Origin of the sequence: Marinobacter sp., from assembly GCF_048259445.1 — a bacterium.
GTDB lineage: Bacteria > Pseudomonadota > Gammaproteobacteria > Pseudomonadales > Oleiphilaceae > Marinobacter.
In genome coordinates, this window is record NZ_JBLXHQ010000008.1 from 77,738 (window position 1) to 102,232 (window position 24,495).

22 protein-coding genes are annotated in these 24,495 nt (G+C 56.3%); 7 read left to right on the forward strand and 15 right to left on the reverse strand.

What is annotated here, in order from left to right:
• Positions 1-140: 140 nt before the first annotated feature.
• From ACN0RL_RS07870 to folE, 3 genes are read right to left on the reverse strand one after another with little or no spacing between them, the layout of a single operon-like run.
• Entirely contained in the window at positions 141-578 is a 438-nt protein-coding gene (locus ACN0RL_RS07870) for a CoA-binding protein (RefSeq protein WP_417515430.1), read from the reverse strand.
• A 24-nt stretch (positions 579-602) separates the two neighbouring features.
• Complete coding sequence (folX, locus tag ACN0RL_RS07875; RefSeq protein ID WP_417515432.1) at positions 603-977, reverse strand: dihydroneopterin triphosphate 2'-epimerase; 375 nt, start codon at positions 975-977, stop codon at positions 603-605.
• Positions 978-1,002: 25 nt separating this feature from the next.
• Positions 1,003-1,572, reverse strand: a complete 570-nt coding sequence (folE, locus tag ACN0RL_RS07880; RefSeq protein ID WP_417515434.1) for a GTP cyclohydrolase I FolE — start codon at positions 1,570-1,572, stop codon at positions 1,003-1,005.
• A gap of 233 nt (positions 1,573-1,805) precedes the next feature.
• Between folE and ACN0RL_RS07885 the strand changes: the two genes are divergently transcribed.
• The gene (locus ACN0RL_RS07885) at positions 1,806-2,720 is read left to right on the forward strand and encodes an alpha/beta fold hydrolase (protein ID WP_417515436.1); all 915 of its coding nucleotides are present in this window, start codon (positions 1,806-1,808) and stop codon (positions 2,718-2,720) included.
• 16 nt (positions 2,721-2,736) lie between these two features.
• On the opposite strand, the gene ACN0RL_RS07890 is transcribed toward ACN0RL_RS07885, so the two are convergent.
• Entirely contained in the window at positions 2,737-3,804 is a 1,068-nt protein-coding gene (locus ACN0RL_RS07890) for a diguanylate cyclase (RefSeq protein WP_417515438.1), read from the reverse strand.
• A 212-nt stretch (positions 3,805-4,016) separates the two neighbouring features.
• Between ACN0RL_RS07890 and ACN0RL_RS07895 the strand changes: the two genes are divergently transcribed.
• The gene (locus ACN0RL_RS07895) at positions 4,017-5,099 is read left to right on the forward strand and encodes a patatin-like phospholipase family protein (RefSeq protein ID WP_417515440.1); all 1,083 of its coding nucleotides are present in this window, start codon (positions 4,017-4,019) and stop codon (positions 5,097-5,099) included.
• A 20-nt stretch (positions 5,100-5,119) separates the two neighbouring features.
• Here ACN0RL_RS07895 and znuB read toward each other — a convergent pair whose 3' ends face one another.
• The 11 genes from znuB to pilG form a co-directional block, all read right to left on the reverse strand.
• On the reverse strand, positions 5,120-5,944 hold the full coding sequence (znuB, locus tag ACN0RL_RS07900) for a zinc ABC transporter permease subunit ZnuB (RefSeq protein ID WP_417515442.1): 825 nt from the start codon (positions 5,942-5,944) through the stop codon (positions 5,120-5,122).
• Positions 5,931-6,743 (reverse strand): zinc ABC transporter ATP-binding protein ZnuC, encoded by an 813-nt coding sequence (znuC, locus tag ACN0RL_RS07905; RefSeq protein WP_417515444.1) that lies wholly within the window; start codon positions 6,741-6,743, stop codon positions 5,931-5,933. Before znuC ends, znuB begins: the two co-directional genes overlap by 14 nt.
• Complete coding sequence (locus tag ACN0RL_RS07910) at positions 6,736-7,227, reverse strand: Fur family transcriptional regulator (RefSeq protein ID WP_417515446.1); 492 nt, start codon at positions 7,225-7,227, stop codon at positions 6,736-6,738. Before ACN0RL_RS07910 ends, znuC begins: the two co-directional genes overlap by 8 nt.
• Positions 7,228-7,343: 116 nt before the next feature.
• Positions 7,344-7,805: a chemotaxis protein CheW gene (locus ACN0RL_RS07915; protein WP_417515448.1), complete on the reverse strand. Its 462-nt coding sequence runs from the start codon at positions 7,803-7,805 to the stop codon at positions 7,344-7,346.
• An 11-nt stretch (positions 7,806-7,816) separates the two neighbouring features.
• Positions 7,817-8,869 carry a chemotaxis protein CheB gene (locus ACN0RL_RS07920; protein WP_417515450.1) on the reverse strand — a complete coding sequence of 351 codons (1,053 nt, stop codon included), beginning with the start codon at positions 8,867-8,869 and terminating at the stop codon, positions 7,817-7,819.
• Positions 8,869-16,338: an Hpt domain-containing protein gene (locus tag ACN0RL_RS07925; protein ID WP_417515452.1), complete on the reverse strand. Its 7,470-nt coding sequence runs from the start codon at positions 16,336-16,338 to the stop codon at positions 8,869-8,871. The genes ACN0RL_RS07920 and ACN0RL_RS07925 overlap by 1 nt, the downstream gene beginning before the upstream one ends.
• 11 nt (positions 16,339-16,349) lie before the next feature.
• Entirely contained in the window at positions 16,350-17,249 is a 900-nt protein-coding gene (locus ACN0RL_RS07930; RefSeq protein WP_417515454.1) for a CheR family methyltransferase, read from the reverse strand.
• A gap of 27 nt (positions 17,250-17,276) precedes the next feature.
• Positions 17,277-19,352: a methyl-accepting chemotaxis protein gene (locus tag ACN0RL_RS07935; RefSeq protein ID WP_417515456.1), complete on the reverse strand. Its 2,076-nt coding sequence runs from the start codon at positions 19,350-19,352 to the stop codon at positions 17,277-17,279.
• Between the two features lie 91 nt (positions 19,353-19,443).
• Positions 19,444-19,989, reverse strand: coding sequence for a chemotaxis protein CheW (locus tag ACN0RL_RS07940; protein WP_417515458.1), 546 nt, complete (start codon positions 19,987-19,989; stop codon positions 19,444-19,446).
• Positions 19,990-20,009: 20 nt separating this feature from the next.
• Positions 20,010-20,372, reverse strand: a complete 363-nt coding sequence (pilH, locus tag ACN0RL_RS07945) for a twitching motility response regulator PilH (RefSeq protein ID WP_072795640.1) — start codon at positions 20,370-20,372, stop codon at positions 20,010-20,012.
• Positions 20,373-20,404: 32 nt separating this feature from the next.
• Positions 20,405-20,797: a twitching motility response regulator PilG gene (gene pilG, locus ACN0RL_RS07950; RefSeq protein ID WP_071268417.1), complete on the reverse strand. Its 393-nt coding sequence runs from the start codon at positions 20,795-20,797 to the stop codon at positions 20,405-20,407.
• A gap of 299 nt (positions 20,798-21,096) precedes the next feature.
• Between pilG and gshB the strand changes: the two genes are divergently transcribed.
• The 5 genes from gshB to pyrR are packed head-to-tail and all read left to right on the forward strand — an operon-like array spanning position 21,097 to position 24,480.
• Positions 21,097-22,056, forward strand: a complete 960-nt coding sequence (gene gshB / locus ACN0RL_RS07955; protein ID WP_417515460.1) for a glutathione synthase — start codon at positions 21,097-21,099, stop codon at positions 22,054-22,056.
• Between the two features lie 45 nt (positions 22,057-22,101).
• Positions 22,102-22,968: an energy transducer TonB gene (locus ACN0RL_RS07960; RefSeq protein WP_417515462.1), complete on the forward strand. Its 867-nt coding sequence runs from the start codon at positions 22,102-22,104 to the stop codon at positions 22,966-22,968.
• Positions 22,965-23,531, forward strand: coding sequence for a YqgE/AlgH family protein (locus ACN0RL_RS07965; RefSeq protein WP_417515464.1), 567 nt, complete (start codon positions 22,965-22,967; stop codon positions 23,529-23,531). The genes ACN0RL_RS07960 and ACN0RL_RS07965 overlap by 4 nt, the downstream gene beginning before the upstream one ends.
• Positions 23,524-23,955, forward strand: coding sequence for a Holliday junction resolvase RuvX (gene ruvX / locus ACN0RL_RS07970; RefSeq protein WP_417515466.1), 432 nt, complete (start codon positions 23,524-23,526; stop codon positions 23,953-23,955). Before ACN0RL_RS07965 ends, ruvX begins: the two co-directional genes overlap by 8 nt.
• A 15-nt stretch (positions 23,956-23,970) precedes the next feature.
• Positions 23,971-24,480, forward strand: coding sequence for a bifunctional pyr operon transcriptional regulator/uracil phosphoribosyltransferase PyrR (pyrR, locus tag ACN0RL_RS07975; RefSeq protein WP_417515468.1), 510 nt, complete (start codon positions 23,971-23,973; stop codon positions 24,478-24,480).
• The last annotated feature ends 15 nt before the right edge of the window (positions 24,481-24,495 follow it).

Below are 24,495 nucleotides of genomic sequence, written 5' to 3' on the forward strand. Positions count from 1 at the left end.
CTCAGAAAAAGCCCGCCATTCAGGGATGAGTGTGCCAAGAAGTGCTCCGTTTACCAAAGACCAGCCGCCTAGTGTAACGCCTGCATGCGGGTAATATTAAACCATTCTTTGCGGAGCGACTTCTTGTGGTTTAGAGAGCTTCAGCTAATAGAGTTGATCTTTGTCAAGCCCTGGCGCGGAATTTCCTGCTTCGGGCAGCGATCCATAACGACGGTCAGCCCCGCCGCCTCTGCCCTGGCAGCGCCTTCGTCATTGATAACACCAATTTGCAACCAGATCACCGGAACCTTCAGGTCGATGGCCTCATCAATTATTGCATCTGTGCGCTCTGGCGCCAGAAACACCTCGACCATGTCAACGGATTCGGGCAGGGAGGCGATGTCGGCGTATACGGTCTCGCCGAGCACTTTCTTGCCAGCAAGGCGAGGGTTCACCGGAATAACCCGATACCCATGCGCCTGCATAAACTCCATGACTTCGTGGGAGGGTCGATTGGTTTTTTCGCTGGCGCCTACGAGAGCGATAGTGCGCACACGCTCAAGAATGGCACGCATCTGATCGGGTTGATTGCTTGGCATGGGTTTCGGACCACCTGGGTTAGACTAACGATGTGCCTCAAGACAAACAGACACGGATTCCGCATAGCGTAGCGCGTGAGGCTTGTCGATTTCTACCTGCGCCCACTGCACGGCGCCATGCTCCATAACAATATTGAGCACTTCGTGGGTCAGGCGCTCCAGGAGGGCAAAGCGGTTGCCATCTACGTGACCGATAATCTGCTTGGTAATGGTGCGATAATTGAGCGCGGCCGTAATTTCATTCTGGTTGATCGCTTCAGTCGCATCGTACGTCAGGCAAACATTAATCATTATGTCCTGCTGATTGTTGATTTCTTCTTCTTTGATGCCGATATAGGCACGCAACAGCAGGTCCTTGATCTGTATCCTTGCCTGGTGGTTGCAGGTAACGTCTGTCATACCGCCTCCATTGGGATCGCTGCAATCAGCGATTGTTGCTGATCAGATTGAGAAACTCTGCGCGTGTTGCCTGGGATGTGCGGAACTGCCCAAGCATCATGGATGTTTTCATTTTCGAGTTCTGCTTCTCGACGCCACGCATCATCATGCACATATGCTGAGCTTCGATGACCACTGCAACACCTTTGGCGTTAGTAACGTTCTCAACGGCTTCCGCAATCTGGCGTGTGAGGTTTTCCTGAATCTGCAGGCGCCGGGCATACATGTCCACGATGCGTGCAAACTTGGACAGGCCCAGAACACGGCCCTGGGGTAGATAGGCGATGTGACACTTGCCAATAAAAGGCAGCACGTGATGCTCGCACATGCTGTACAGCTCAATGTCCTGAACCACAACCATCTCATCCATTGCGGACTCAAAAACCGCATTGTTGACGAGATCGTCCAGATCCTGCTGATAGCCGTGGGTCAGGAACTGCATGGCTTTGGCTGCACGCATCGGTGTGTCCTGCAGACCTTCACGGTTGGTATCTTCTCCCAGCCCGCTGATGATTGCGCGGTAGTGGCCCGCGAGGTCGTCAAGGAGTTTGGTCATAGTCGCTTCCGGTTCTCTTTATGGTTCAGGTTATGGTTCAAGGTACGGTAAGGGGTATGGTATGAGGGCCAAAGCTTAAGTGAATTTGGCTGTCATCTCTACGGTTTACGACGCCACTCCCGGAAAAGACCAGTTCCCGTTTTCAGTTTGTGAAAGCAAACTGCGCGGCTCTGGCGGGAGGGCCGGGATTATCTTACAGTCGCAGGCTATGAAAGACCTATCGGGGACAACGCATGGAACAGCAGATACCGGGTATCGGGGGTGCAAAGGCAGCCGGGTCTGGAGAGGCGACGCTCGAGGCATGGCAACAGGGAGGCAAATGGTTCAGCTATGAGGGCCATGCGATATTCAGCCGGATGGCAGGCCAGGGTGAGCCGCTGGTGCTCCTGCATGGATTTCCGACAGCCAGCTGGGACTGGAGCCGTATCTGGCCCATGCTGATTCAGAGCAATAATGTGCTGGCTGTGGACATGCTGGGGTTCGGCTTTTCGGATAAGCCCAGAGAACATGAGTACAGCATTGATGATCAGGCAGATCTGATGCAAGGGCTTTTGGAGGGCCTGGGCCTGGGGTCGGTGCATCTTTTTGCCCATGACTATGGGTGCAGTGTTGCCCAGGAACTTCTGGCCAGGGAGCAGGAAGGGGTGCTGCCCTTTGATATCGCCAGTGTCTGTTTTCTGAACGGAGCCCTGTTTCCGGAAGTACACAACCCTTTGCTGATTCAGAGGCTACTGCGAAGCCCGTTGGGGGGGCTCATCAGCCGGGGTCTTACACGGCGCAGTTTCGAACGCAGCTTTCTGAAGCTGTTCGGCAGTAAAAGCACCCCGGGCCGGCGAGAGTTGGATAACTTCTGGCACCTCATCACCTACAACAACGGCCGCGGAATCCTGCATCACCTGATCCAGTTTATGGAAGATCGCCGTTGCCACCGTCATCGCTGGGTGTCCGCGCTGCAGAATGCCAGGCAGCCCATGCGTCTCATTTCAGGAATTGCAGATCCTGTATCGGGAGCGGCCATGGCGCAGCGTTATCAGGAAATGATCCCTGGGTTCGATGTCGTGCAGCTGAGAAATGTCGGTCATTACCCGCACTTTGAAAGCCCCTGGGAGGTATTTGGCGCCTACAGAGAGTTTCGTAAGCGCCTGTGAGGTGCAAGGCTGGATACTAGCTGGCGACGGGCGTTGCAGATTCGTCCGGGGTCTGGTTTTCCGGAGCCGGTTGGCGGGCTGCACTGACGACCTGATTGCGTCCCCGGGATTTTGCATCGTATAGCGCCTGGTCGGCGCGATTCAGCCATACAGACCAGGTTTCCCCCTTACTGACCTCGGCGACACTGGCGCTGGCCGTTACCTTGATATCGTCGAGAAATGGCCGGGCGCTGATACTGGTCAGCAGTTGGAGAGCCAGCAGGTTGCCCTCTTGCGTGCTGGTCTCAGGCAGGACGATCATGAACTCCTCACCGCCGATGCGGAAAAGCTGATCGCTTTCCCGCAGCCGCTTGCGCAACCTCAGGGTCATCTCTTTCAGCACCTTGTCGCCCGCAAGATGCCCCCATTGGTCATTGATCATCTTGAAATAATCCAGATCCAGAAGAACCAGGCTGGATACCCGGCCATAGCGCTCCTGCATCTGGATCTGACTGTTCAGAACGTCTGCCAGTTGTGATCGGTTAAGGCAGCCGGTAAGCGGATCGGTTGTTGCAAGCCGGGTGAGTTCGTTCTGAAGCTTGCCGACCAGCCACGCGAAAATCATGGAGAACAGACAGGTAAGGCCCAGTGAGAAGGTAATGCGCCAGAAATCAGCTTCGGGAAATTTTACGAAAGAAACCACCGCCATAACGCTGACGAAAACGATGTTGCTTGCAACGGCTTCTCGCAGCGGTAGCAGGAAAAACAGCGCGGATGCGGCAGGGTAGGCCCAGTACAGGCCCGCGTGCCCGTTGATGGCCGTTGAATAAGCGGCGCAGACCACGGCGAGCAGAGGAAACAGGCGACCTTTTAAAAAATAGGTGTCGCGAAATCGCAACAGGCCGATTACCAGGAGAGCGTTGACAGCGAAAAGAATCAGCAAAGCCGAGAGAAGAAAGTGATGGTGCTGCCATTGCACGATAACAAGCGGGGCTACAGCAACAAAGGCCCAGAAGTGAAGGTGGTAGACCAGTTGGCGCTTGAAGCCAAGCACAGCAATGGTCGGGTTGGTAGATCTGGAACCGATAGAGGTAGACGTGTTCACAGCATGCTCCGGCTGTCTGTATCTGGCCAAACCGTTTCGGCTGTCAAGCGTAAGTTGGAGTTTAGCATGGGCACTCGCCTGGTGGAGTTTCGATTTTCGTGTATGGGCACTATTACCTTTATTCAGTTGGCCCGAGAAGTTCACTTCGTTAAAATTTGTGCACTATCTGATCTGACGATCGCTTTAAAAGAAACGCCGACGGGAAACCCGATATGACCGCCATCCACACACGCGCGCCCTCGCTCACCATCCGGGCAGGTCGGCGAACCCTGCAGCGGTTGCAGGAAAAGCCACTGACTCCGGATGATGTTCACGTTATACCCGGTGCGGCAGGAGGCCCCAAAGCCCTTGGACTCAGTGGCCTGGACAAGGCCATTTTCGGGGACTGGCTGCCGCAGGTTGAGCAGGAGCGCTCCCTGATTGGTTCATCTATAGGCAGCTGGCGGTTTGCAGCCATTGCCTCCTCGGATAATCCTCGGGTTCAACTTACCCGACTGGCTGAACTGTATACCTCCCAGCGTTTTTCGAAAGGTGTCAGTGCTGCTGAAGTTACTCGTCAAAGCATCTTGTTTCTCGAAGAACTGATAGGGGGCCGGGAAGATTATATCCTGCAGCACCCATGGTATCGGCTCAACGTGGTTGTAGTTCGTACTTTCGGGATGCTTGAGCCTGAGTCCAGAGCACGCCTTGGTTTGGGTCTGATGAGTGCCATAAGCGCAAATATGGTTGGGCGGCGACACCTCGGCCGCTTCATGGAACGGGGTATTCTTCACGATGCCCGGCTGAAAGCTCCGCTGTCACCGTTGACTGATTTTCCCAGCCATGAAATTCCGCTGAGCCGCGAAAATCTCCTGCCCGCTTTGCTCGCCTCGGCATCTATACCTATGGTTATGTCCGGAGTTCGGGATATTCCAGGTGCGCCAACAGGTATATACCGGGATGGCGGACTTTTGGATTACCATCTCGACCTGCCCTACGAGCAGCCGGGCGTGATTTTGTACCCGCATTTCACTGATCGTGTGGTGCCCGGCTGGTTCGATAAAACGCTACCCTGGCGGCGTGGCGATGCGACCCGCTTACAGGACGTGTTGCTGGTGACACCTTCCCCGGACTACCTGGAGCGCCTGCCAGATGGCAAGCTTCCTGATCGTAAGGACTTTGAAACCTATGCAGGGAATGACGATGGTCGGGAGCGCTCGTGGCGAAAAGCCATAGCCGAGAGCGAGCGCATGGGTGATGAGTTCCTTGAACTGTTGGCAACCGGGCGCCTGATGGATGTTCTCCAGCCTTTGTGATGGAGACGCCTGTCTCTGGCTCACACAGAGCGTTGGGCTGAAAGACGGCCAACAACACCATAGACAACGAGGAATGTGACAAACGCGGTCACCACCACAGAGGGACCGGCCGGCGTATCCAGATGCCAGGACATGCTGAGGCCACCTGCCACCGCAAAAAACCCGAACGCCACCGCAAGAGCGGCCATCTGTTCCGGGGTACTGGCCAGCCTGCGTGCTGTAGCTGCCGGGATGATCAGCAGCGCGGTAATCAGCAGAACGCCCACCATCTTCATGGCGATTGCAATCACCAGAGCAAACATCAGCATCAGCAGCAGGCGAAGGCGCTCAACCGGCACCCCTTCTACCCGTGCGAGCTCCTCATGGATGGTACTCATCAACAGGCCGCGCCAGAGCGCCGCCAGAAGCGTGAGAATGACAATGGCACCGCCGTAGATCCACAGCAAATCGTTCCGGTTCATCGCAAGCAGATCGCCGAACAGCAATCCGGTCAGATCGATCCGGACATCCGGCATGAAGCTGAGCGCCACCAGGCCGATGGCCAGGGCGCTGTGAGCAAGAATGCCCAGTAGCGTATCGGTGGCCAGTGTTTTATTGCGGGAAAACAGCATCAACGCCATCGCCAGAATAACGCTGGTTATGATAACCCCGAGATTCAGCGGAACACTGATCAGAAAGCTGAGCGCTATGCCCAATAGTGCTGAGTGGGCCAGGGTATCGCCGAAATAGGCCATCCTGCGCCAGACCACAAAACAGCCCAGAGGGCCGGCGATCAGCGCCACGCCAAAGCCGCCAACGAGCGCGCGCCAGAAAAAATCATTCAGTATGGTGTCAATGATGGTCATGGTGGCACCCCTGATGGCCGTCCCCATGACTGCCTGCATTTCCCGAGCCCGGGCTTGCCTGGTCGCGACCAATCACGTTCCCGTGCAGGTCATGGCTGTGGTTATGGTGGTGGTGATACACCGCCAGAGATTCCGCCACCGGCCGGCCGAAGGTTTCAATGAAAGCCGGATCGTGAGAGATGTCCGCAGGGTATCCGCTGCAGCATACATGCTGGTTCAGGCAAATAACCTTGTCGGTTGCGGCCATAACCAGGTGCAGGTCATGGGAAATCATGATAACGCCACAATTCAGCTCGTCCCGTAGCTGGCGGATCAGATCATAAAGTGCGGCCTGGCCGTTGATATCAACGCCCTGAGCTGGTTCGTCCAGCACCAGAAGGTCCGGTTTTCGTACCAGAGCCCGGGCCAGCAGCAGCCGTTGTTGCTCGCCCCCGGAAAGATGGTGCACAGAGGCATTGAGCAGATGGCTGACACCGGTTCTTGCCAGCGCAGACTCGCAATCTGCCAACGACCGGCCGCTGAGCAACATGAAGCGTTTGACGCTCAGTGGCAGTGTCGATTCCAGGCTAAGGTGCTGGGGTACGTACCCGATAAGCAGGTTTCGGGCGCGCATTATACGCCCGCTGGTCGCGGGCTGAATGCCCAGAATCGCCTTGATCAGAGTCGTTTTTCCGGCGCCATTGGGCCCTATGATGGTGATGATGTCGCCACGGTGCAGTGACAGGTTTACCCGGTCAACAACGGGTCGATCGTCAAACTGGACGGTAAGATTTTCGGTGGCGACCAGCGCTTCACTCATGCTGCTTCTCTGCATGACATCCGGGGCAAAGACCGGCCACTTCGAGCGTCATTGTTTCGACTTTGAACGCTTCAGCGTCAGCTGCATTATGTATTGCGGCGGATACCGACGCGTCTGTCAGCTCAAGAACATTGCCGCAGGCGCGGCAGATAAGAAACATGCCCGTATGGTGTTCGCCGGCATGAGCGCAGCCGGTAAATGCATTAAGCGATGCTATGCGATGTACCAGCCCGTGCTGCAGCAGAAAGTCCAGAGCCCGATATACCGTTGGTGGTGCAGCGTTGTGGCCGTCGGAGGTCAGTTTTGCGAGCACATCATAGGCCCCAAGGGGCCTGTGGGATTGCCAGATCAACTCCAGTACCCGTTCACGGGTGGGCGTCAGGCGGACATTCTGCCGTTGACAAATTGACCTGGCATCGGCCAGCGCCTGGGTGACACAGGCTTGATGGTTGTGGGGGCGATACGGGAGCGCATGGGCAGACATGGCCGGGATCCTGCGTTTGCAAATAGCGCAATATTATAACATTTGCACGGATCTTCATGCCACGGCTATTAGAATAACCCGGATGTCTGCCGGCTCCGTGGTTTCCGAAACCCGGCTTAGGCCAGAGTTTCGCTGGCGAGGGATTCAAGGTAGTCAAGATCAGGAATCCAGGCTATCTCACCATCAACGTCCACCTGCATGATATCAGCAGGGCCGTTTTCGCCATCCAGCTGCTTGAGCTGGTCTTCAGTAATGCGGACCTGGCTGGGGATGCCCTGGGTAATCAGGGCCATGAAACGCAGTTTTTTGTTGGTGTTGCTGATGGTATTGAGTACGACAATCCGGCCGCGGTTTTCGCCGGGCACTGACAGGGTACCGCCGTTAGCCGCATCGTAAGAGATAACTGGCAGGTTCAGTCCGCGCCACTCCAGCTGTCCGGCAAGCCAGTCAGGTGCACCTATGCCTGCGTCTGTGCTGGCGTAGTCGACCACCTCGGCAATGGATACGTTGGGCAGAATAAGCTGCCGCCTGCTTACGGGAATCATAACGCAGGAGAGGGTCTGGCTGTTGTCTTTCATTGCTTGTGTCCTCAGGCGGTGTTCCGCTTCTGCCGGCCTTTGAGCAGGCAGGATTTTTCGATGGTTTTGACCAGTTCCCGGGCCAGTTGCTCGGGTGTGCCGCAAAAACTGGAGCAGCCTGTAGCGGCGACCGAATCGGGCATCGAGCTGTTACCACAACTGGTGCTTTCCTGAACCCAGATCCGGCTACCATAGGCCTTGAGCAAAGGCGCAGCCGTCACACCGTCGTCTCCCATACCGGAAAACAGGATTGCATGGCAGCGCGCGCCGTAATAATCTGCTGCGTTCAGCAAAACCTGATCAATAGAAGGGCCATAAGGCCCTGGCCAGGGTGTATCCAGCTCGGCCAGAACGCCGGTACTTTCAAATTTCCATTCGTGCTCAACCGGCATCAGTACCACATCGCCGTTTTTCACCCGATAATTCTCTTCTGCATGCCGCAACTGGTAATGGGCATGGCGGCCAAGCACGCGGGTCAGTACCTCAGCAAAATGACCATCAATGTGCTGGGCGTAGATAAAACCCACTGGCAAACCCGGTGGCAGGCTATCCAGAAATGCCTTCACGGCTGCCGGCCCACCCAGAGATGCGCATAATACCCAGACATCCTCTGCAACAGAGCCGGGTGCTGCAGCTGTCAGCCACTGCGGAAGCTCCGGCGACGCTGCGCTTTCAGGAGCCTGTTCAGCAAGCTCTTCCAGGCTGGCTCTGGAATCCAACTGTGCAAGCTCTCCCAGTTGCTGCTCCAGCTTGCCCTGGAGCCTGCGCTCCCAGCGAAAATACTCGGTACTGCCGGGTGCGGGAGCCTGATCCAGACCGAAAAGAACCGGTACTTCGGTATTTTCCAGCAGGTAATCGAACAGAGCAGGATGATCCGCCTCATCTTCCAGAGTAACCAGCCATAAACCAGCATCTGGAAAACCGGATTGCCCCTGAAGCCTTTCAGGGTCGCCTGAGAAGCAGATCTCAAGGCCGAATTTCGCAGCTGCTGCCTGCAGGCGATGCCTCTGCAGTACAACATCCGAGACAATTCCGACTTGAGCCCGACCGTTATGGCCGGTCATCAGTGTTTACCGGTCAGCCGTTCGATTGTCGTCAGCAATTCAGTCTCCTGGAACGGTTTGCCGAGGTATTCGTTTACGCCAATCGCCAGTGCCCGCTCCCGGTGTTTTTCGCCGGTTCGTGACGTAATCATGCAAATAGGCATATCGCGCAGATTGTCGTCGTGCCGCACGAAGCTCGCTACCTCAAAGCCATCCATGCGCGGCATTTCGATATCCAGCAACATGATGTCCGGCTTGTGATCCTGCAGTTGGGCAACCGCATCCAGGCCATCTTTCGCTGTGATAACTTCCATGCCGTTGCGCTCGAGCAGGCGAGACGTAACTTTCCGGACGGTCACTGAATCATCCACCACCATCACAACGGTGGCGCGCTCTTCGTAGCGGGTAGATTCCCGCGCTTTTTCGAGATCGGCCAGGCGCTGGCGTTCAGACAATATGTCGGAACGGATCATGGCCGGCAGGTCGAGAATCACAACGACGTTACCATCGCCCAGAATGGTGGCGCCGGATACGCCGCGCACAGTGCTGAACTGTGGGCCAAGGGATTTAACAACGATTTCCCGGCTACCCATCAGGTTGTCTACTTGCAACGCCATGGGCTGCTCTGCGCCGCGAACCAGAATCACGGGTAATGGCAGGGCCTGGCCCTGAAGTTTGGGATGATGATCACTGTTCAGCAGGCTGCCGAGATACTGCAGGCGGTACTCCTGCCCTGCATATTCGTACATGGGTGCGTCTGGTTTGTAGTATTCCTCCAGCTCGTAGGTGCTGACCCGGACAATACCTTCAATGGTGTTTAGCGGAATTGCGTAGAAATCTTCACCCGTCGACACCATCAGGGCACGGTTTACCGATACGGTAAACGGCAGGCGTACAGTAAACACAGTGCCCCGGCCAAGCTGCGATTCGATGTCAAGGCTGCCGCCGAGCTGTTTGATTTCGCTGGCCACCACATCCATGCCAACGCCGCGGCCGGAAATCTGGGTTACCTTCTGCGCAGTCGAGAACCCTGGTTGCAGAATGAACTGGAGAATTTCCCGTTCTGACAGGTCTTCGTCTGCCCGCAAGAGACCCTGACGGATAGCCTTTTCCCGGATGATTGCAGACGGAATGCCAGCGCCATCGTCTATCATGCGAAGCACCACATCGCCGCCTTCGCGGACAAGCGACAGGGTAACTTCACCTGTCTCGGGCTTGCCGTTATTCTTGCGCTCGCCCGGGCTTTCGATACCGTGGTCGATGGCGTTGCGCAACATGTGCTCCAGCGGCGCGATCATGCGCTCCAGGATGTTGCGATCCATTTCGCCTTCAGCGTTGCGCACATCAAATTCTACTTTTTTGCCCAGCTCGCCACTGATCTGACGAACAATCCGGCGTAAACGCGGCACCATGGAGGAAAACGGAATCATTCGGGTCTTCATGAGACCTTCCTGAAGTTCCGTATTGATGCGGGATTGCTGGACCAGCAGGGTTTCGGTATCCCGAACCCGGTCAGACAGTGTTTCGCGCAGATCTGCAAGATCCGATGATGATTCGGTCAAAGCCCGGGACAGCTGCTGTATGGATGAGTAGCGGTCCATTTCCAGCGGATCGAAGTCGTCACCGTAATCCGGTCCGTGTTCCTTTTCAGCACTGAAGAGAATTTGTGTCTCTGTTTCAATTTCCATCCGGCGCAGCTGCTCGCGTAAGCGCTCGATGGTTGCGGCCATTTCATCCAGTGTGTGGCCGAAATCACTGCTTTGCTGCTCCAGCCGGCCACGGGTAATACTGGTTTCGCCTGCAAGGTTGACCAGATCATCCAGCAGAGGTGCAGATACCCGGATGGTTTCCTGCGCGGCGGTGCGCTGTGCTTCTGCAGCTTTTTTCCGCGTCTTTGCGGGTGCTTTCGCCGGTACAGGCTTGGGCGCAGGCTCTGCCGGAGTGACGGATATGTCCTGATCAGCTGATACTTCCGGTTGCGCCTGAAGCTCGGCTGCTGCCGTAGCTTCGCTCAGCTGCTTTTGTGTCGCTGCGCCGGATTCGAAACGTTCACGTACGTCTGCCACCAACGCAATGATGCCGTCATGGTGTTCGGTAATTGCCTGCCACTGGCTATCATCCGGTGCTTTGCCGTCCAGTTCTATCAGGCGGGTTTCAAAGCTGTGGGCGCTATCGCCGAGCACAGAGATCTGGGATAAACGGGCACCACCCTTGAGTGTGTGCAGAGCGCGCTGCGCTTCATGATTGAAATGGTTGCTGGAGGGCTCTTTGTGCCAGTCATCAAGGATCTGTTCAAGCTGATCCATGATTTCAACGGCTTCTTCCAGGAAGATTTCCAGAATTTCCGGATCAACCGTTTCCTGATCTGCCGCCGCAGCCTGCTCCTCTGAAACGTCTTCGCTTGCCCCATCAGGGTTCTGGATGCTGTTGAAGGCGGCAAGAAGTTCGAGATCGGCAGCCGGTTCGATACCGTGCTCAAGCGCGCTGAGCATGGATGTCAGATCAGCGAGGCCACGGTCGCTGAGCGCCAGAAGAAGCTTCTGGTTGCCGGGGCTGGAAATCAGCGAATCGAGTGCGCCCAGCCAGCCATCGGCCAGTTCGGCAATGGGGTCGAGATCAGATAGCCGCGCCCCGCCCTTGAGCGTGTGCAGTTCCTGCTGCAATTGTGCGACACCGTCCATTGCCACCGGATCTTCGCGCCACTGGTCGAGACACTCGCTGATAGCATCGTGGATCTCGTGACCTTCATCCAGAAAAATACTGGTGAGTTCTTCGTCGCTGTCTTCTGCCAGCACTTCGGCGTGAGTGACCTCGGGAAGTGGCTCGGCAAAGCTTCTGTCTTCAGCCTCCCCGGGCACAGATTTACCGCGGAGAATTGTTTCAACCTGCTCTACCAGATCGTTGGCGGGAGGACAGGGTTTCTGGGTAGCTACCTGTTCGACCATCTGCGCCAGCCGGTCGTGGCAGGCAAACAGCAGATCGTTCATGGCATTGCTGGTTTCAAGCTGCCCCTCGGCCACTTTCTCGAAGAGATCTTCAAGCACGTGGGTCAGGTCACCAATGGCGTCTACACCGGCCATGCGCGCGCCACCCTTGAGGGTGTGAACGTCTCGCTGGAGCTCTGCGGCTACTGAACGGTTGGACGGATCCTCACTCCAGGTATGCAACGCACTGCCTGTGGAGTTAATCAGATCATAAGCTTCTTCCAGGAAGATGCCGGTAAGCTCCGGATCCATCTGCGAAAGATAGGTTTCGTGCTCGCTCTTCGGGGCCTCGTCGGCTTCTTCTGCTTCCGGTTCCGGGAGTGCTGCTTCATTGGATGGAGCTTCACTGAGCACGATGTCTGAAACAGCAACATCGGTGACCGGCCGCGAGTCGCTTGTATTGTCCATGTAGGCGCGGATTTCGCTGATCAGATCCGGGGCCGGTCGTGGAAGCTCCTTCGCCTCCATGTTTTCTACCATGCCGGCCAGGCGGTCATGGCAACGGAAAAGCAGGTCTGACAGCTCGTCGTTAACCGACAGCCGCTGTTCGGTCAGACCTTCGAAGAGGTTTTCAAGCTCGTGAGACAGGTCACCTACCGAAGGAATGTCTGCCAGGCGTGCGCCGCCTTTCAGAGTATGCAGGTCGCGCTGAAGGAGACGCAGGATATCCTGATTACCGGTCGATTCGCTCCAGCTCTGCAGCGCATCGGCTGTGCTGTTGATAAGGTCGCGGGCTTCATCGAGGAATATTTCGGCAAGCTCGTCATCCAGTTCGCTTTCAGACGTTTCCGGCAAAGGCAGGTCTGATGATTGCTCAACTGCGTCAGACGTTTCAGCCTTGATCGATTCCAGTTCTTCCATGTCAAAGCTGAGATCGATTTCTTCCAGGTCCTCGGTGAACTCCTGATCGAAGGCACTGGTGCCCTGTCCGGTCAGGGAGTGGGCGAGGGCTTCAAGTTCAGAAACCAGCTCGTCGCCTGACTCAATTGCCAGGCCGGCTGCAACCTGGTCCATCATATTGATCAAGTGTTCATGCGCGTTGCGAACGGTCTTCAGGAACTGTTCATCCGGTGCTTCATTCCGGGTGATGGTCGCTTCATAGACTTCCTGCAACGCCTCAGCCAGAGCGGCAACGTCGGGCAGGCCAGCATCGGTCGCGGCATCGGTAAGTTGCGCGAGCTCGGCATTGAGGCGGTTGAGCGATCGGATATCCTGCGGATTATCCGCCCATTGATCGAGAATAAGGTCAGCGTCGAGAACAACGTCGAGGCCTTCATTCAGGAACAACTGCAAGAGCTGTGACGGGGCCGGCTGCTGGCCGTCAAGCCCCGGATCTTCGCTGTAAGTGCGGAGCCTTTCGTTGGAAATGTGTTCCAGCTTTTCCAGGAACGCCTCGGTGCCGGGCAGTGAAGCCTGAGGCTCTCTGCGAATCTGGGCCAACCCCTGTGTCAGGAAATCACAGGTACTTTCAATCAGCGAGAGCACATCGCGATCGGCGCGCAGGTTCTGGGCACGAGATTCTTTAATGAAGCCCTCGAGCGGTGCAATGACGGCTGCAATCGGGGCGATCCCCGCCGTATGGGCGCTGCCCTTGAGAGTATGAAGAGCCCGGGAAAGGTTGTCGGTATAGGATACGTTAACCTTATCGCCGGCTGAGGCCAGAAACTCATGCAGGGTTTGCAAATGGGTTTCGGTTTCACTCTCGAAAATATCAAGCAGTACCGGATCAACGCCGCCGTCATCTGCGTCGTAGTCGGCCAGATCCGGTGCAACGGTGCTGGCCTCGGTCTCCGCCGTTGGCATGGTGCTGGTATCGGGAATTTCGCCGTTGGCCAGTGCCTTGGCTCGGGCTTGAAGGCCCGCCGAATCGACTGAAGGTGGTTGTTGGCGTTCAAAATCACTCACCAGAGCCGGAAGAATGCCGGTGGCGTCATTCAGCAGATTAGCAATATCGTCGTTCATGAAAATGCTGCCGTCGATGACGCGGTTCAGCATGTTTTCTACAGACCAGGCCAGCTCGCCTATGACCAGGGCACCGACCATGCGACCACTGCCCTTAAGGGTGTGGAAAGCACGGCGCACTTCGGACAGGGCGCTACGGTCATCGTGCTGACGGAGGAGCATGGGCAGGTATTCACGGATAGTGTCCAGAACTTCGCCGGCTTCCTCGATAAAGATTTCGAGGATTTCATCGTCAATCAGGTCGTCGTGCTGGTCGTTGCTGACCGTTACTTCCAACTCCGGGATTTCCTCGGGTGCGGGTTCATCCAGCGCCTCGCCAGGCGTAGCGATGGGCTCACCGTCGCTGCGGCGAGTTGTCGTCATTGACTCGGCACGCCCGGTCAGCCCGGCTACATCACCCGCTACCAGGCCGTCACGGAATTCTTGAATCAATGACGGGATGCGCGCGTTGACTTCGTCCAGCAAAGTGAACAGGTCGTCATTCGGTTTGATACTCTGGTCAATGACCCGGTTCAGCAGGTCTTCCACCGACCATGCCAGCTCTGCAAGGCTGCTTGCGCCGACCAGGCGACCACTGCCTTTGAGGGTATGGAAGGCGCGGCGAACTTCTGTCAGCGCCGGCCGATCGTCGTGGTTCTGCCGCAGACGTGGATAGAATTCGTGAATGGTCTGCAGGACTTCCTCTGCTTCCTCCACAAAGATTCCGAGAATCTCGTCGTCCAGAAGATCCCCATCCGCCGCTTTGACCTCTGTTTGCTCCGCAACCGCGGCGCTATCCTGAGCCGGTTGGTTAACGGGCGCGTCATCATGGACGGGCTGTTCGTTGCCCCAGGTGGGTTCTTTCCCTACCGGGAAGCCAAGGCGTGCGAGACTTTCCTCAGCGATTCGCAGAATGTCTTCGTTATCGCTGATGCCCTCCGCAAGGCGTTCCAGATAGTACTCAATACTGGTGATCGCGTCGGCGAGAGTGTCCAGCTGTTTCCAGTCGGGCACGTGCCTGTCGCTGAGCAGAACGTCTGAAATATATTGCTCTGCAGAGGCGAGCATGCTGGCCACGCGGTCCAGGGGAACCAGGCTCAGACCGCCGCGGATGCTGTGGAGCAGGCCGGGGACGTGCTCAATTTCACGGGTGTCCCACTGGGAGGCTATAAAATTAATGACAGCAGATTTGACCTGTTCCAGAGTGTTGCGCGATTCCCTCAGGAGAGCACTGCTGGCTTCGCCAAGTTCACGGGAACCTTGATTGGACGGCAGGTTGTCGCGGCTGTTTCCGGAGAGCTCGGGCTGTCGATCGCTGTCCAGGCCGGCGAGGCTGGCCTCGACATAGAGCAGCGCTCCGGCGATGTCCATCAAGGTACCATCGTCGACCAGTTCGCTTTGGGCGCTGAGTTTCTCAACCAGCTCAATCTGCTCTGTAATAACTTTCCGTGGAATTCCCAGGCTCATTACCGCAAGGGTGTTGCCTACCTGCACCAAACCGGGCAAAAGATCCTCAAGTTCGCTGTTCTGTCGAACTTCTGAACGCACAAACAGGTCCAGCTGGTCTTTCAGCTTGGCAAGTTCTTCGTTGAGCGCGCTGACTACCGAGTGAATGGCTTCACGGCCGGGGCCGGAAACGCGGTTCCTGGCGGCATCCACGTCATCCTCGGAGGGCAGGGCCTGCTCAAGTTGGTAGCGGCTACGCAGATCACGAACGTTTTCGGAGTCCAGGTCACGGGCTCGGGCAACGTAGTAGAGCAGATGTTTCAGCAGCGCGTCGGGCACCGGCTGCGCGAGGATATCGCCATGTTCGTCTATGAGGCGACGGATCTCGGTGTCGAGGTTCCGCAGCAGGGATTTAACCGCCGCGTTGACAGGGTTTGCCCTGGCCTGAAGTGTTTCTACAAATGCGGCTGCTGCTTTCCAGAGTTCCCCGCGCGGGGTTTGTTGGCAAAGGCGAACCAACCGATGAATCACTTTTTGCAGGTAGGCAAACTGTGCGTTGAGGTCTTCTTCGCGAATGACGCCGGCAAGAGCAAACTGATACATCTGGCGTAGCTTGCGGATATGACCGAGTACTGTTGGATCCTGCAGGCGCTGGGAAACGTTGCCTGCAACTGACATGCGCGATGGGCTCAGATCGGGCTTGAACAAAGAGGTGTCAGAGAGCAGGGAATCGCCCCGAGCTGCGCGGAGATCGTTCAGCAAAGGCAGCAGCACCATCGGAAAGTCATCCTCGCTGCTGCCCAGGTGTTCCAGGTACTGCGGGAGCTGAAGAATAGCCTGCATAAGGACATTAACAGCTTCGTCCACACTGGTGACGCTGTTATTCAGCACCGCCTGGGTGAGCTTTTCCATCTCTTCGGTCAGCAAGGCTGCACCGTAAAGCTCGACCATCTTCAGAGTGCCATGCACCTGATGGAGATAATTCAGGCAGAAGCGCAGGCGAGCGGTGTCGTCACGATTCTCGACATACGCTTCCAGAGCGTGCTGACCTTGAGTCAGCGTATCCTGTATCTCGCCACGAACCCAGTCGAGGGCGATGCTGTCATGGTGGTTGCCCATAACCTCTCCGGTTATTCTTCGTCAGTCTGGCGCTTTATCCACGCCAGTACATGTTCCGAGGGTACTCTTTGCAGACCGGGGGGCTGCCAATCGGTCAGCTCTCCCTGGCCCAGAACCAGTAGTCCCCCGGGCGCCAGCCGCTCTGCAAGTCGCCTGACAATGTCCCGCCGGCGCCAGCGACGGAAATAAATCAGCAGATTCTGGCAGAAAATAATGTTCATCCCGTGCATAGGTGCTTTATCCAGATCCAACACATTCAGTCTGGTGAAGCAGACCCGCTGCCGGATGCTATCGATAATTTCAACGGTATTGCGCTCGGCCGGGCGAAAATACCGGGTCTTCATGTGCTCTTCCATGCCCAGCAGTTTGCGGGCATTAAACTGGCCAGTTCGGGCCTTTTCGATCACCGGCGAACTGATATCCGAGCCGGTTACGCCATACAGCGGCTGCAGTGCCAGCTGGCCCATACACTCATTCAGCACCATTGCAAGAGTGTAGGGCTCTTCACCGGTGGAACACCCGACACTCCAGGCTTCAAGGGCATGCTTTCGCAACTGCTCTCTGGGCCGCGTGAGAATATAGTCGGCGACCAGTCGGAAGGCGTCAGGGTCGCGGAAAAAGCGGGTTTCCTGCACCGTCAGTCGATCAACCAGTGTCGACCACTCCCGAATGGCATCTGGCCCCCGGACGATCGCTTCGTAGTAAGCCTGATAACTGCTGTAGCCTATTTCCCGCATCCGGATGGCCAGGTTGGTCTCCAGAAACGAGCGGCGCTCTGAAGACAGCGTCATGCCCGTGCGATGCTCCAGCAGTTTCTGCCACTGGTTGAACTGCGCCTCGTCCATTTCAGGGAGACGGCGCAGAAACCAGGTGCTTTCAGCAGGTGACGGACTGTTGTGAAGCTCAGACATAAACCGCCATTAGCCCCGGGCTGTGTATCAGCTCACCACCGGAACGTTGCTGTCTTCCTCTTCCTCGTGATCCGCCAGGTCTTCTTCAGGCAGCGTGAAGCCGGCAACGGAAGACCGTAGCTCGGATGCCATTTCTGCCAGATTCCCGATAGATTTCGCGGTCGCGTTGGTACCGGACGATGTCTGGGAAGTAATTTCCTGGATAACGTTCATGGTGTTGGAAATGTGTGCTGCAGAAGACGACTGCTGGCGTGCTGCGTTGGAGATGTTCTGAATCAACTCCGCAAGACTCATGGATACGTTCTCGATTTCCTCGAGGGCGATACCCGCGTCCTGCGCCAGACGTGCACCACGTACCACCTCGGCAGTGGTGTGTTCCATGGAGATAACGGCTTCGTTGGTGTCAGACTGGATCGTCTTGACCAGCGCCTCAATCTGCTTGGTTGCCGCCGAGGAACGTTCCGCAAGGCGCTGAACTTCGTCCGCAACAACCGCGAAGCCCCGGCCCGCATCACCGGCCATGGAGGCCTGGATTGCAGCATTCAGAGACAGGATGTTGGTTTGGTCGGCAATGTCGTTGATCAGGGATACGATGTCACCGATCTCCTGGGAAGATTCACCCAGACGCTTGATCCTCTTGGAGGTTTCCTGGATCTGCTCGCGGATGTTGTCCATGCCGCGGATGGTGTTTTGTACAACTTCGGCGCCTTTCTTGGCGATGGCAACCGAGCGCTCCGCAACCGCTGAAGATTCTGCAGCGTTGGACGATACCTGGTCGATGGATACGGCCATTTCGTTAACCGCCGCAGAAGCGCCTGCAATTTCCTGGGCCTGATGCTCAGAAGCGTCGGCAAGGTGCATGGCGGTAGACTGGGTTTCCTGGGCCGCAGAGGCCACACGAACTGCAGTGCCACGAATCGCCTGAACCAGTCCGCGCATCTGGTCGATTGCGTAGTTGATCGAGTCAGCGATGGCACCGGTGAAATCCTCGGTTACCGTTGCTTCTGCTGTAAGGTCACCATCAGCCAGGTCAGCCAGTTCGTCCAGCAGACGCAGGATCGCATTCTGGTTCTGCTCGTTCTGCTCCTGAGTCGTTGCCAGACGTGCCTGAGCTTCGCGGTAAAGTGCGAGACCGATGAACACAACCATGGCAACCATGGCGGCCAGGATGATAAAGGCCAGAGTCGGGCTTACAAGGCGTGAGCCGCTTTCGCCCCGGAAACTTTCAGCCAGAACTGATAGCTCAGAGAGCAGTATCTCGGAATTCTGGAAGATATCGCTGGCTGCCGTGCGCACCTTGAAGAGGTCGGGAGAGGCTTCAAGGATCGCGTCTACGTTCTGGGATACGAATTCGAACAGCTCATCAACTGCTTCAAGGCCGTAAATGGCGTCTTCATCATTTACCTGGGAGATTCCCATGGCTGGATTGCCGTTCAGCTGGCCTTCGAGTACCCGGCCAAACAGGCTGGCGTCGCGACCAAAACGGTCGGCGGCGATCACGGCATCTTCGTCACCGGAAAGAACGTTGTTTACTGAACGAACAATCCGCTCTGCCAACAGGGACTGACGCTGTGCCAGCGCGATCTGTTCAGCCGGTGCATCGTTGTCCAGCAGGATCTGTACGATATCGTCGTACTCAACCTGGAGCTGGGGGATGGTTTCGTTCAGGGTGCGCGCTACTTCGTGCAGGCCGAGCACGGCGTCCCGGGTGGACAGAATGCTGTCAGCATTCTCGCGCACGGTGTTCCAGTGTTGCTGAACTCCGCTATCGCTGGCCAGTTGGCTGGGGGGCAGGCCGGTTGCCGGGTTGCCTTCGGTCACGTTGGCCCAGAGCTGCTGGAATTCATCACGGGAGCGACGCAACTGATCGAACGCTTCGGCGGTACCGCCGGCGGCTTCAGTAGCGTTTTTCGCGATTTCCTGTGAAAGCACCCTGAGTTCAGCGGTGTTGGCGATGTATTCCTGATCGTTCTGGCTGTCCCTGTTAATGATAAACAGGACCACAACGAGCAGGACGGTGAGTGCGATCAGCGAGGCGATCAGGCCGGCAACGAGCTTGTTGCCTCCCTGGCCCATACCGATTCTTCCGGCTCTGTTTTTCATTTTCTGGCTCCCGGCCTCTTCAAGTATTTTGGCAGTTGTTTTAATCAGGCTTCAGGCAGTCAGGGCGTTTGTCCTGCCACAGTCATCACCCTTACCACTGTGCGACGTCGAGAAAGCGTTCGTCTTCGAGCAGGTCGACGGCGGAAAACACTTTCCAGACTTCTTCGTTTCGTTCATAACCGCCTGCGACAAACGGTTGAACGTTTTCAGGCACGCCAGCGGGCGCTGCCTTGAAACTGTCGGTTGCAAAGTACTGCATGCCCAGCACGGTATCGACGACCAGGCCGCTGAAAATATCGCCTTGCTCTATTACAAGCACCCGCCGTTCCCGCTGACTGCGGGATGAGCGGGGAATGTCAAAGAATCCGGCAAGATCTACCAGGGGGAGAAGGCGCCCTCGAACGTTGGCAGCACCCATTAAAAACGGCCGAACCCCCGGAATGTGCGTAAACCGGGGAACGTGCAGGATTTCGGTGACCTCACCCATAGGAGCCACATAGCGTTCACCTGCAAGAACAAAACCGATGCCGTTCCACAGTTCTACGGCTTCCTGTTGTTCCGGCAGGCCAGCGGCCATGGACCGGCTGCGCTGGGCGATATCCGTCAGAACGGCAAAGGGGGCGGCCTGGGCGGACATGCTTACTCCACGGTTGGGGATCAGGCAATCAGACTGTTGATTGTTTTGATCAGGTCGTCTTCGTTAACCGGCTTCACCAGGTACCCTTTGGCGCCCTGGCGAGTGCCCCAGACGCGGTCGGTTTCCTGATCCTTGGTCGTGACAATAATCACGGGAATAGATGCCGTTTCCGGGGCCCGTGTAAGCTGGCGGGTTGCCTGGAAGCCGTTGAGGCCTGGCATGACCACATCCATCAGCACCAGATCCGGGGTCTCGGCGCGAGCCTTGGCAACACCATCGGCGCCATTGTCGGCGGTAAGCACGTCGTGTTTGTGCTTTTCCAGGATGGTGGAGATTTTCTTAACCTCGGTAGGAGAGTCATCAACAATCAGAATGCGAGCCATGGGTTCCTCGATGGTTCTTTGTGTCAGCAGGTTTACTGTGGCGTCACAGGTATGTAGTGACGGATGGTATTGAGCAGTTCATCCTTGCTGAACGGTTTCGTCAGGTACTGGTCCGAGCCGACGATACGGCCTTTCGCTTTGTCGAAAAGCCCGTCTTTGCTGGATAGCATGATGACCGGCGTCTTTTTGAAAGAGGAATTGTTCTTGATGAGCGCGCAGGTCTGATAACCGTCCAGGCGGGGCATCATGATATCCACAAAAATGATGTCCGGCTGTGAGTCGGCAATCTTGGCCAGGGCATCAAAACCGTCTGTCGCGGTGATAACCTCACAGCCAACCTTTTTCAGGAGGGTTTCTGCGGTGCGACGGATGGTTTTACTGTCGTCGATCACCATGATCTTCAAGTTCTCGAAGTTGTCATCCATTATCCAGGTGCCTTGCGCTCAGCGACTGTCATTGTTTTCAAACAGGGGTTTTTAGCACAAACCTTAAGGTTGCTCTATAAACCCCGCTCATTTATAGATTATTGATGGCCCGATAAAAAGTAATACTTTGTGACCAAATGTACTTCTGCCTGAAACATCACGTAATTCATCAAGGATTTCTCCGGATGCATTCGAGGCTCGGGTACAATACCATCTGATTTCGAAGCATAGCACTTATTGCCCGGTACACTCTGCAGACCGGTTCGTGTTTTTAACCTCTCAGGAGCTCAGGACGCACTATGACAGTTCGACTCGGGATCGTGATGGATCCGATTGAGGATATCCATTTCAAAAAAGATAGTTCACTGGCGATGTTGCTGGCAGCTCAAAACCGCGGCTGGGAAATCGAGTATATGGAGTTGCCTGATCTGTTTATGGATGGTGGCAAAGCCATGGCCCACACCCGCAGTCTTACGGTGCACATGGATCCCGAGAACTGGTATAGCTTCGGCCCCGCCAGGGATCGTGCGCTGGGCGATCTTGATGTAATCCTGATGCGCAAGGATCCACCTGTAGATCGCGAGTTCCTGATTGCTACTTATATTCTTGAGTCAGCAGAACAACAGGGCGCCCTGGTGGTTAATCCGGCGGCAACACTGCGTGACTGTAATGAAAAACTGTTTGCGACCCAGTTTGAGGATCTTACCCCGCCTTTACTGGTCAGCCGGTCAGCGAAGCGTTTCCGGGACTTTTACGCGGAGCACGGTGACGTCATCATGAAGCCGGTTGATGGAATGGGCGGCCACTCGATCTTTCGTATAAAGGAAAATGACTTCAATCTGGGTGTCATTATTGAAACTCTGACCAACTATGGCGCTCATCAGGCCATGGCCCAGAAGTTCATTCCGGAAATCAGCGACGGCGACAAGCGTATCCTGATGATCGAGGGTGAGGCTGTGCCTTACTCACTTGCGCGGATTCCCTCGCAGGGCGAAAATCGCGGCAATCTGGCGGCCGGTGGCAAGGGTGAGGGGCGAGAGCTCACAGCTCGTGACCGAGAGATCTGCGCACGGGTTGCGCCGGTCATAAAAGAAAAAGGTCTGATGTTTGTCGGGCTGGATGTAATCGGTGATTACCTCACGGAAATCAACGTGACCAGCCCGACCTGTATCCGCGAACTGGATGACACTTTTGGAACAGACATTGGCGGCATGTTGATGGATGCTGTCGAGAAACGTCTCAAGCAGAATCAGGTCTGACGGGGACATCATGAATCAGGGCCAACGACAGGAACAGGCTTAGTCATGGCAGTGCAGGTCAGCGATTTCGACAGGTTTTCCTTCACGCTGTTCATGGCGCTTGTCGTGCATGCGGTTGTGGTACTGGGAATTACGTTTGCTCCGGAATCGCCGCGCTCTTCTGCCCAGACCATGGAGATCACGCTGTCGCAGTTTGATGACGAGCAGGCGCCCGAGGAGGCCGATTTTCTGGCCCAGACCAGCCAGCAGGGCAGTGGTACCGAGGAAGAAGTTCGGGAGATGACCACAACGCAGCCGGCAGAAGTCAGCCAGCCGGAAGTGGCGCAGGTGCAACCGGAGCCGCAGGCACAAACCGAGCCGGTTCGCCGTCAGGAGCAAACGGTTGTGCAGACAGAGAGCCAGTCGAGTCGGCAGGTTCAGAAACCGGAACAGCGCGCCAGGCCGGAAGAGGAACCCTTGCCGGTAAGAGAAAAGAAAAGTCTGATGGAGCGTAGCCTTGAGATAGCCAGTCTGGAGGCCAGGTTCGATGCCCAGCAGCAGGCTTACGCCCGGAAACCCAGAGTGATGCGGGTAACGGCGGCTTCCACTCTGAAGTCCAGCAACGCCTGGTATGTGCAGAACTGGGTGAGCAAGGTGACGCGGGTTGGCAATATCAACTACCCCACAGAGGCTCGCCGCGCCGGAGTCTATGGCACTCTGCGCATGCTGGTATCCATGCAGAAAGATGGCACAATCAAGGAAGTCGTTATTCTGCAATCGTCCGGGAGCACCCTGCTTGATGACGCAGCAATTCGCATCGTCAGAATGGCCGCGCCGTTTGCCCCTTTCCCGGATGAAATGCGGAAAGACGTGGACGAACTCGAAATCATACGCACCTGGTCCTTCCAGCAACGTGGGCTGACATCCGGATGACGGCATCAAAACATTCTCCTCACAGTTTGCGGCATCATTTTCTGGTGGCTTCACCCTATCTTGCGGATCCGCGCTTCCACGGTGCTGTTATCTACCTCTGCGAACATTCCGATGACGGTGCTCTCGGATTGATGATCAACCAGCCTCTGGATATTCATCTGGGAGAAATCCTGGAGCAGTTAGACCTCCAGGGTGGAGAGCTTGATCTGCCAGTATTCAGCGGTGGTCCGGTCGAGACGGAGCGGGGATTTGTTCTGCATGTGCCCGGCGCAAGCTGGCAGAATACCGCGCGAGTTACGGACGACGTTATGTTGACGACCTCCCGTGACATACTCGCCGGTATCGGACAAAACGAAGGCCCGGAAGAGTTTCTGATGGCTCTGGGCTATTCCGGTTGGGGTGAGGGGCAGCTGGAGGAAGAGCTGGGAAGTAACGCCTGGCTGACCTGCCCTGCAACTACGGACATACTTTTCCGAACACCCTGGGCGGATCGTTACAGTGCCGTCCTGAAGCTGATCGGGATTGACCTGAACCAGCTCAGCGAGACGGTGGGGCATGCCTGAAGTCGGCCGTCGCAGCGTAGTGGCATTTGATTTCGGTCTTCGCCGTATCGGCGTCGCTACCGGGCAGGAGATGCTTGGCACGGGGCAGCCGTTGGCGATGATTCCTGCCGACAACGGAACACCGGACTGGAGCCAGCTGGAAAAATTGCTTGAGGAGTGGCGGCCGGACTTGGTGCTGGTGGGATTACCCCTGAACATGGACAGCAGCGAGAACGACATGTGTGGTCGCGCTCGCAAGTTCGGCAAACGTTTACACGGGCGCTTCCATGTTCCGGTGGAAATGGTAGATGAGCGCCTTACCAGCTATGAGGCCAAGGGCGACGTCATAGCAGCAGGTGGTAGCCGGGATTTTGGTCGCCACGGAGTGGACGATCGTGCAGCGGTGCTGATACTGGAATCCTGGTGTCGGCTGCAGACAGATTAAAGAAGCGAGAACCTGATGAGCGCATTGCTTGATATAGACCAGTTGATGGATAAGCTGGAAGCAGGGCTGGGCCGCCTGCTCAAAGAGCGTAATATTGAGTCGCCGGTGCTTATCGGCATCCGCACCGGTGGCGTCTGGGTGGCGGATATACTTGGTAAGCGCCTCGGCATTGAAGAGCCGTTCGGTGAGCTGGACATTTCGTTCTATCGGGATGACTTCAGCCGTATTGGCCTGAACCCGAAAGTCACACCTTCGAGCCTGCCTTTTGACACGGAAGGCAGGGATATCATACTGATCGATGATGTCATCATGAGTGGTCGGACTATTCGTGCTGCCATGAATGAACTGTTCGATTATGGTCGGCCAGCCAGTATCATACTCGCCACCCTTATTGATCTTGGCGCGCGCGAACTACCCATTCAGCCTGATGTCTCAGGGCAGGCACTGGAGCTTGAGGCACAGCAGCGCGTGAAACTTCGCGGCCCGGATCCACTCCGCATCGAACTCCAGGAAACCGGACAGTAAATCCCCGAACCCGAT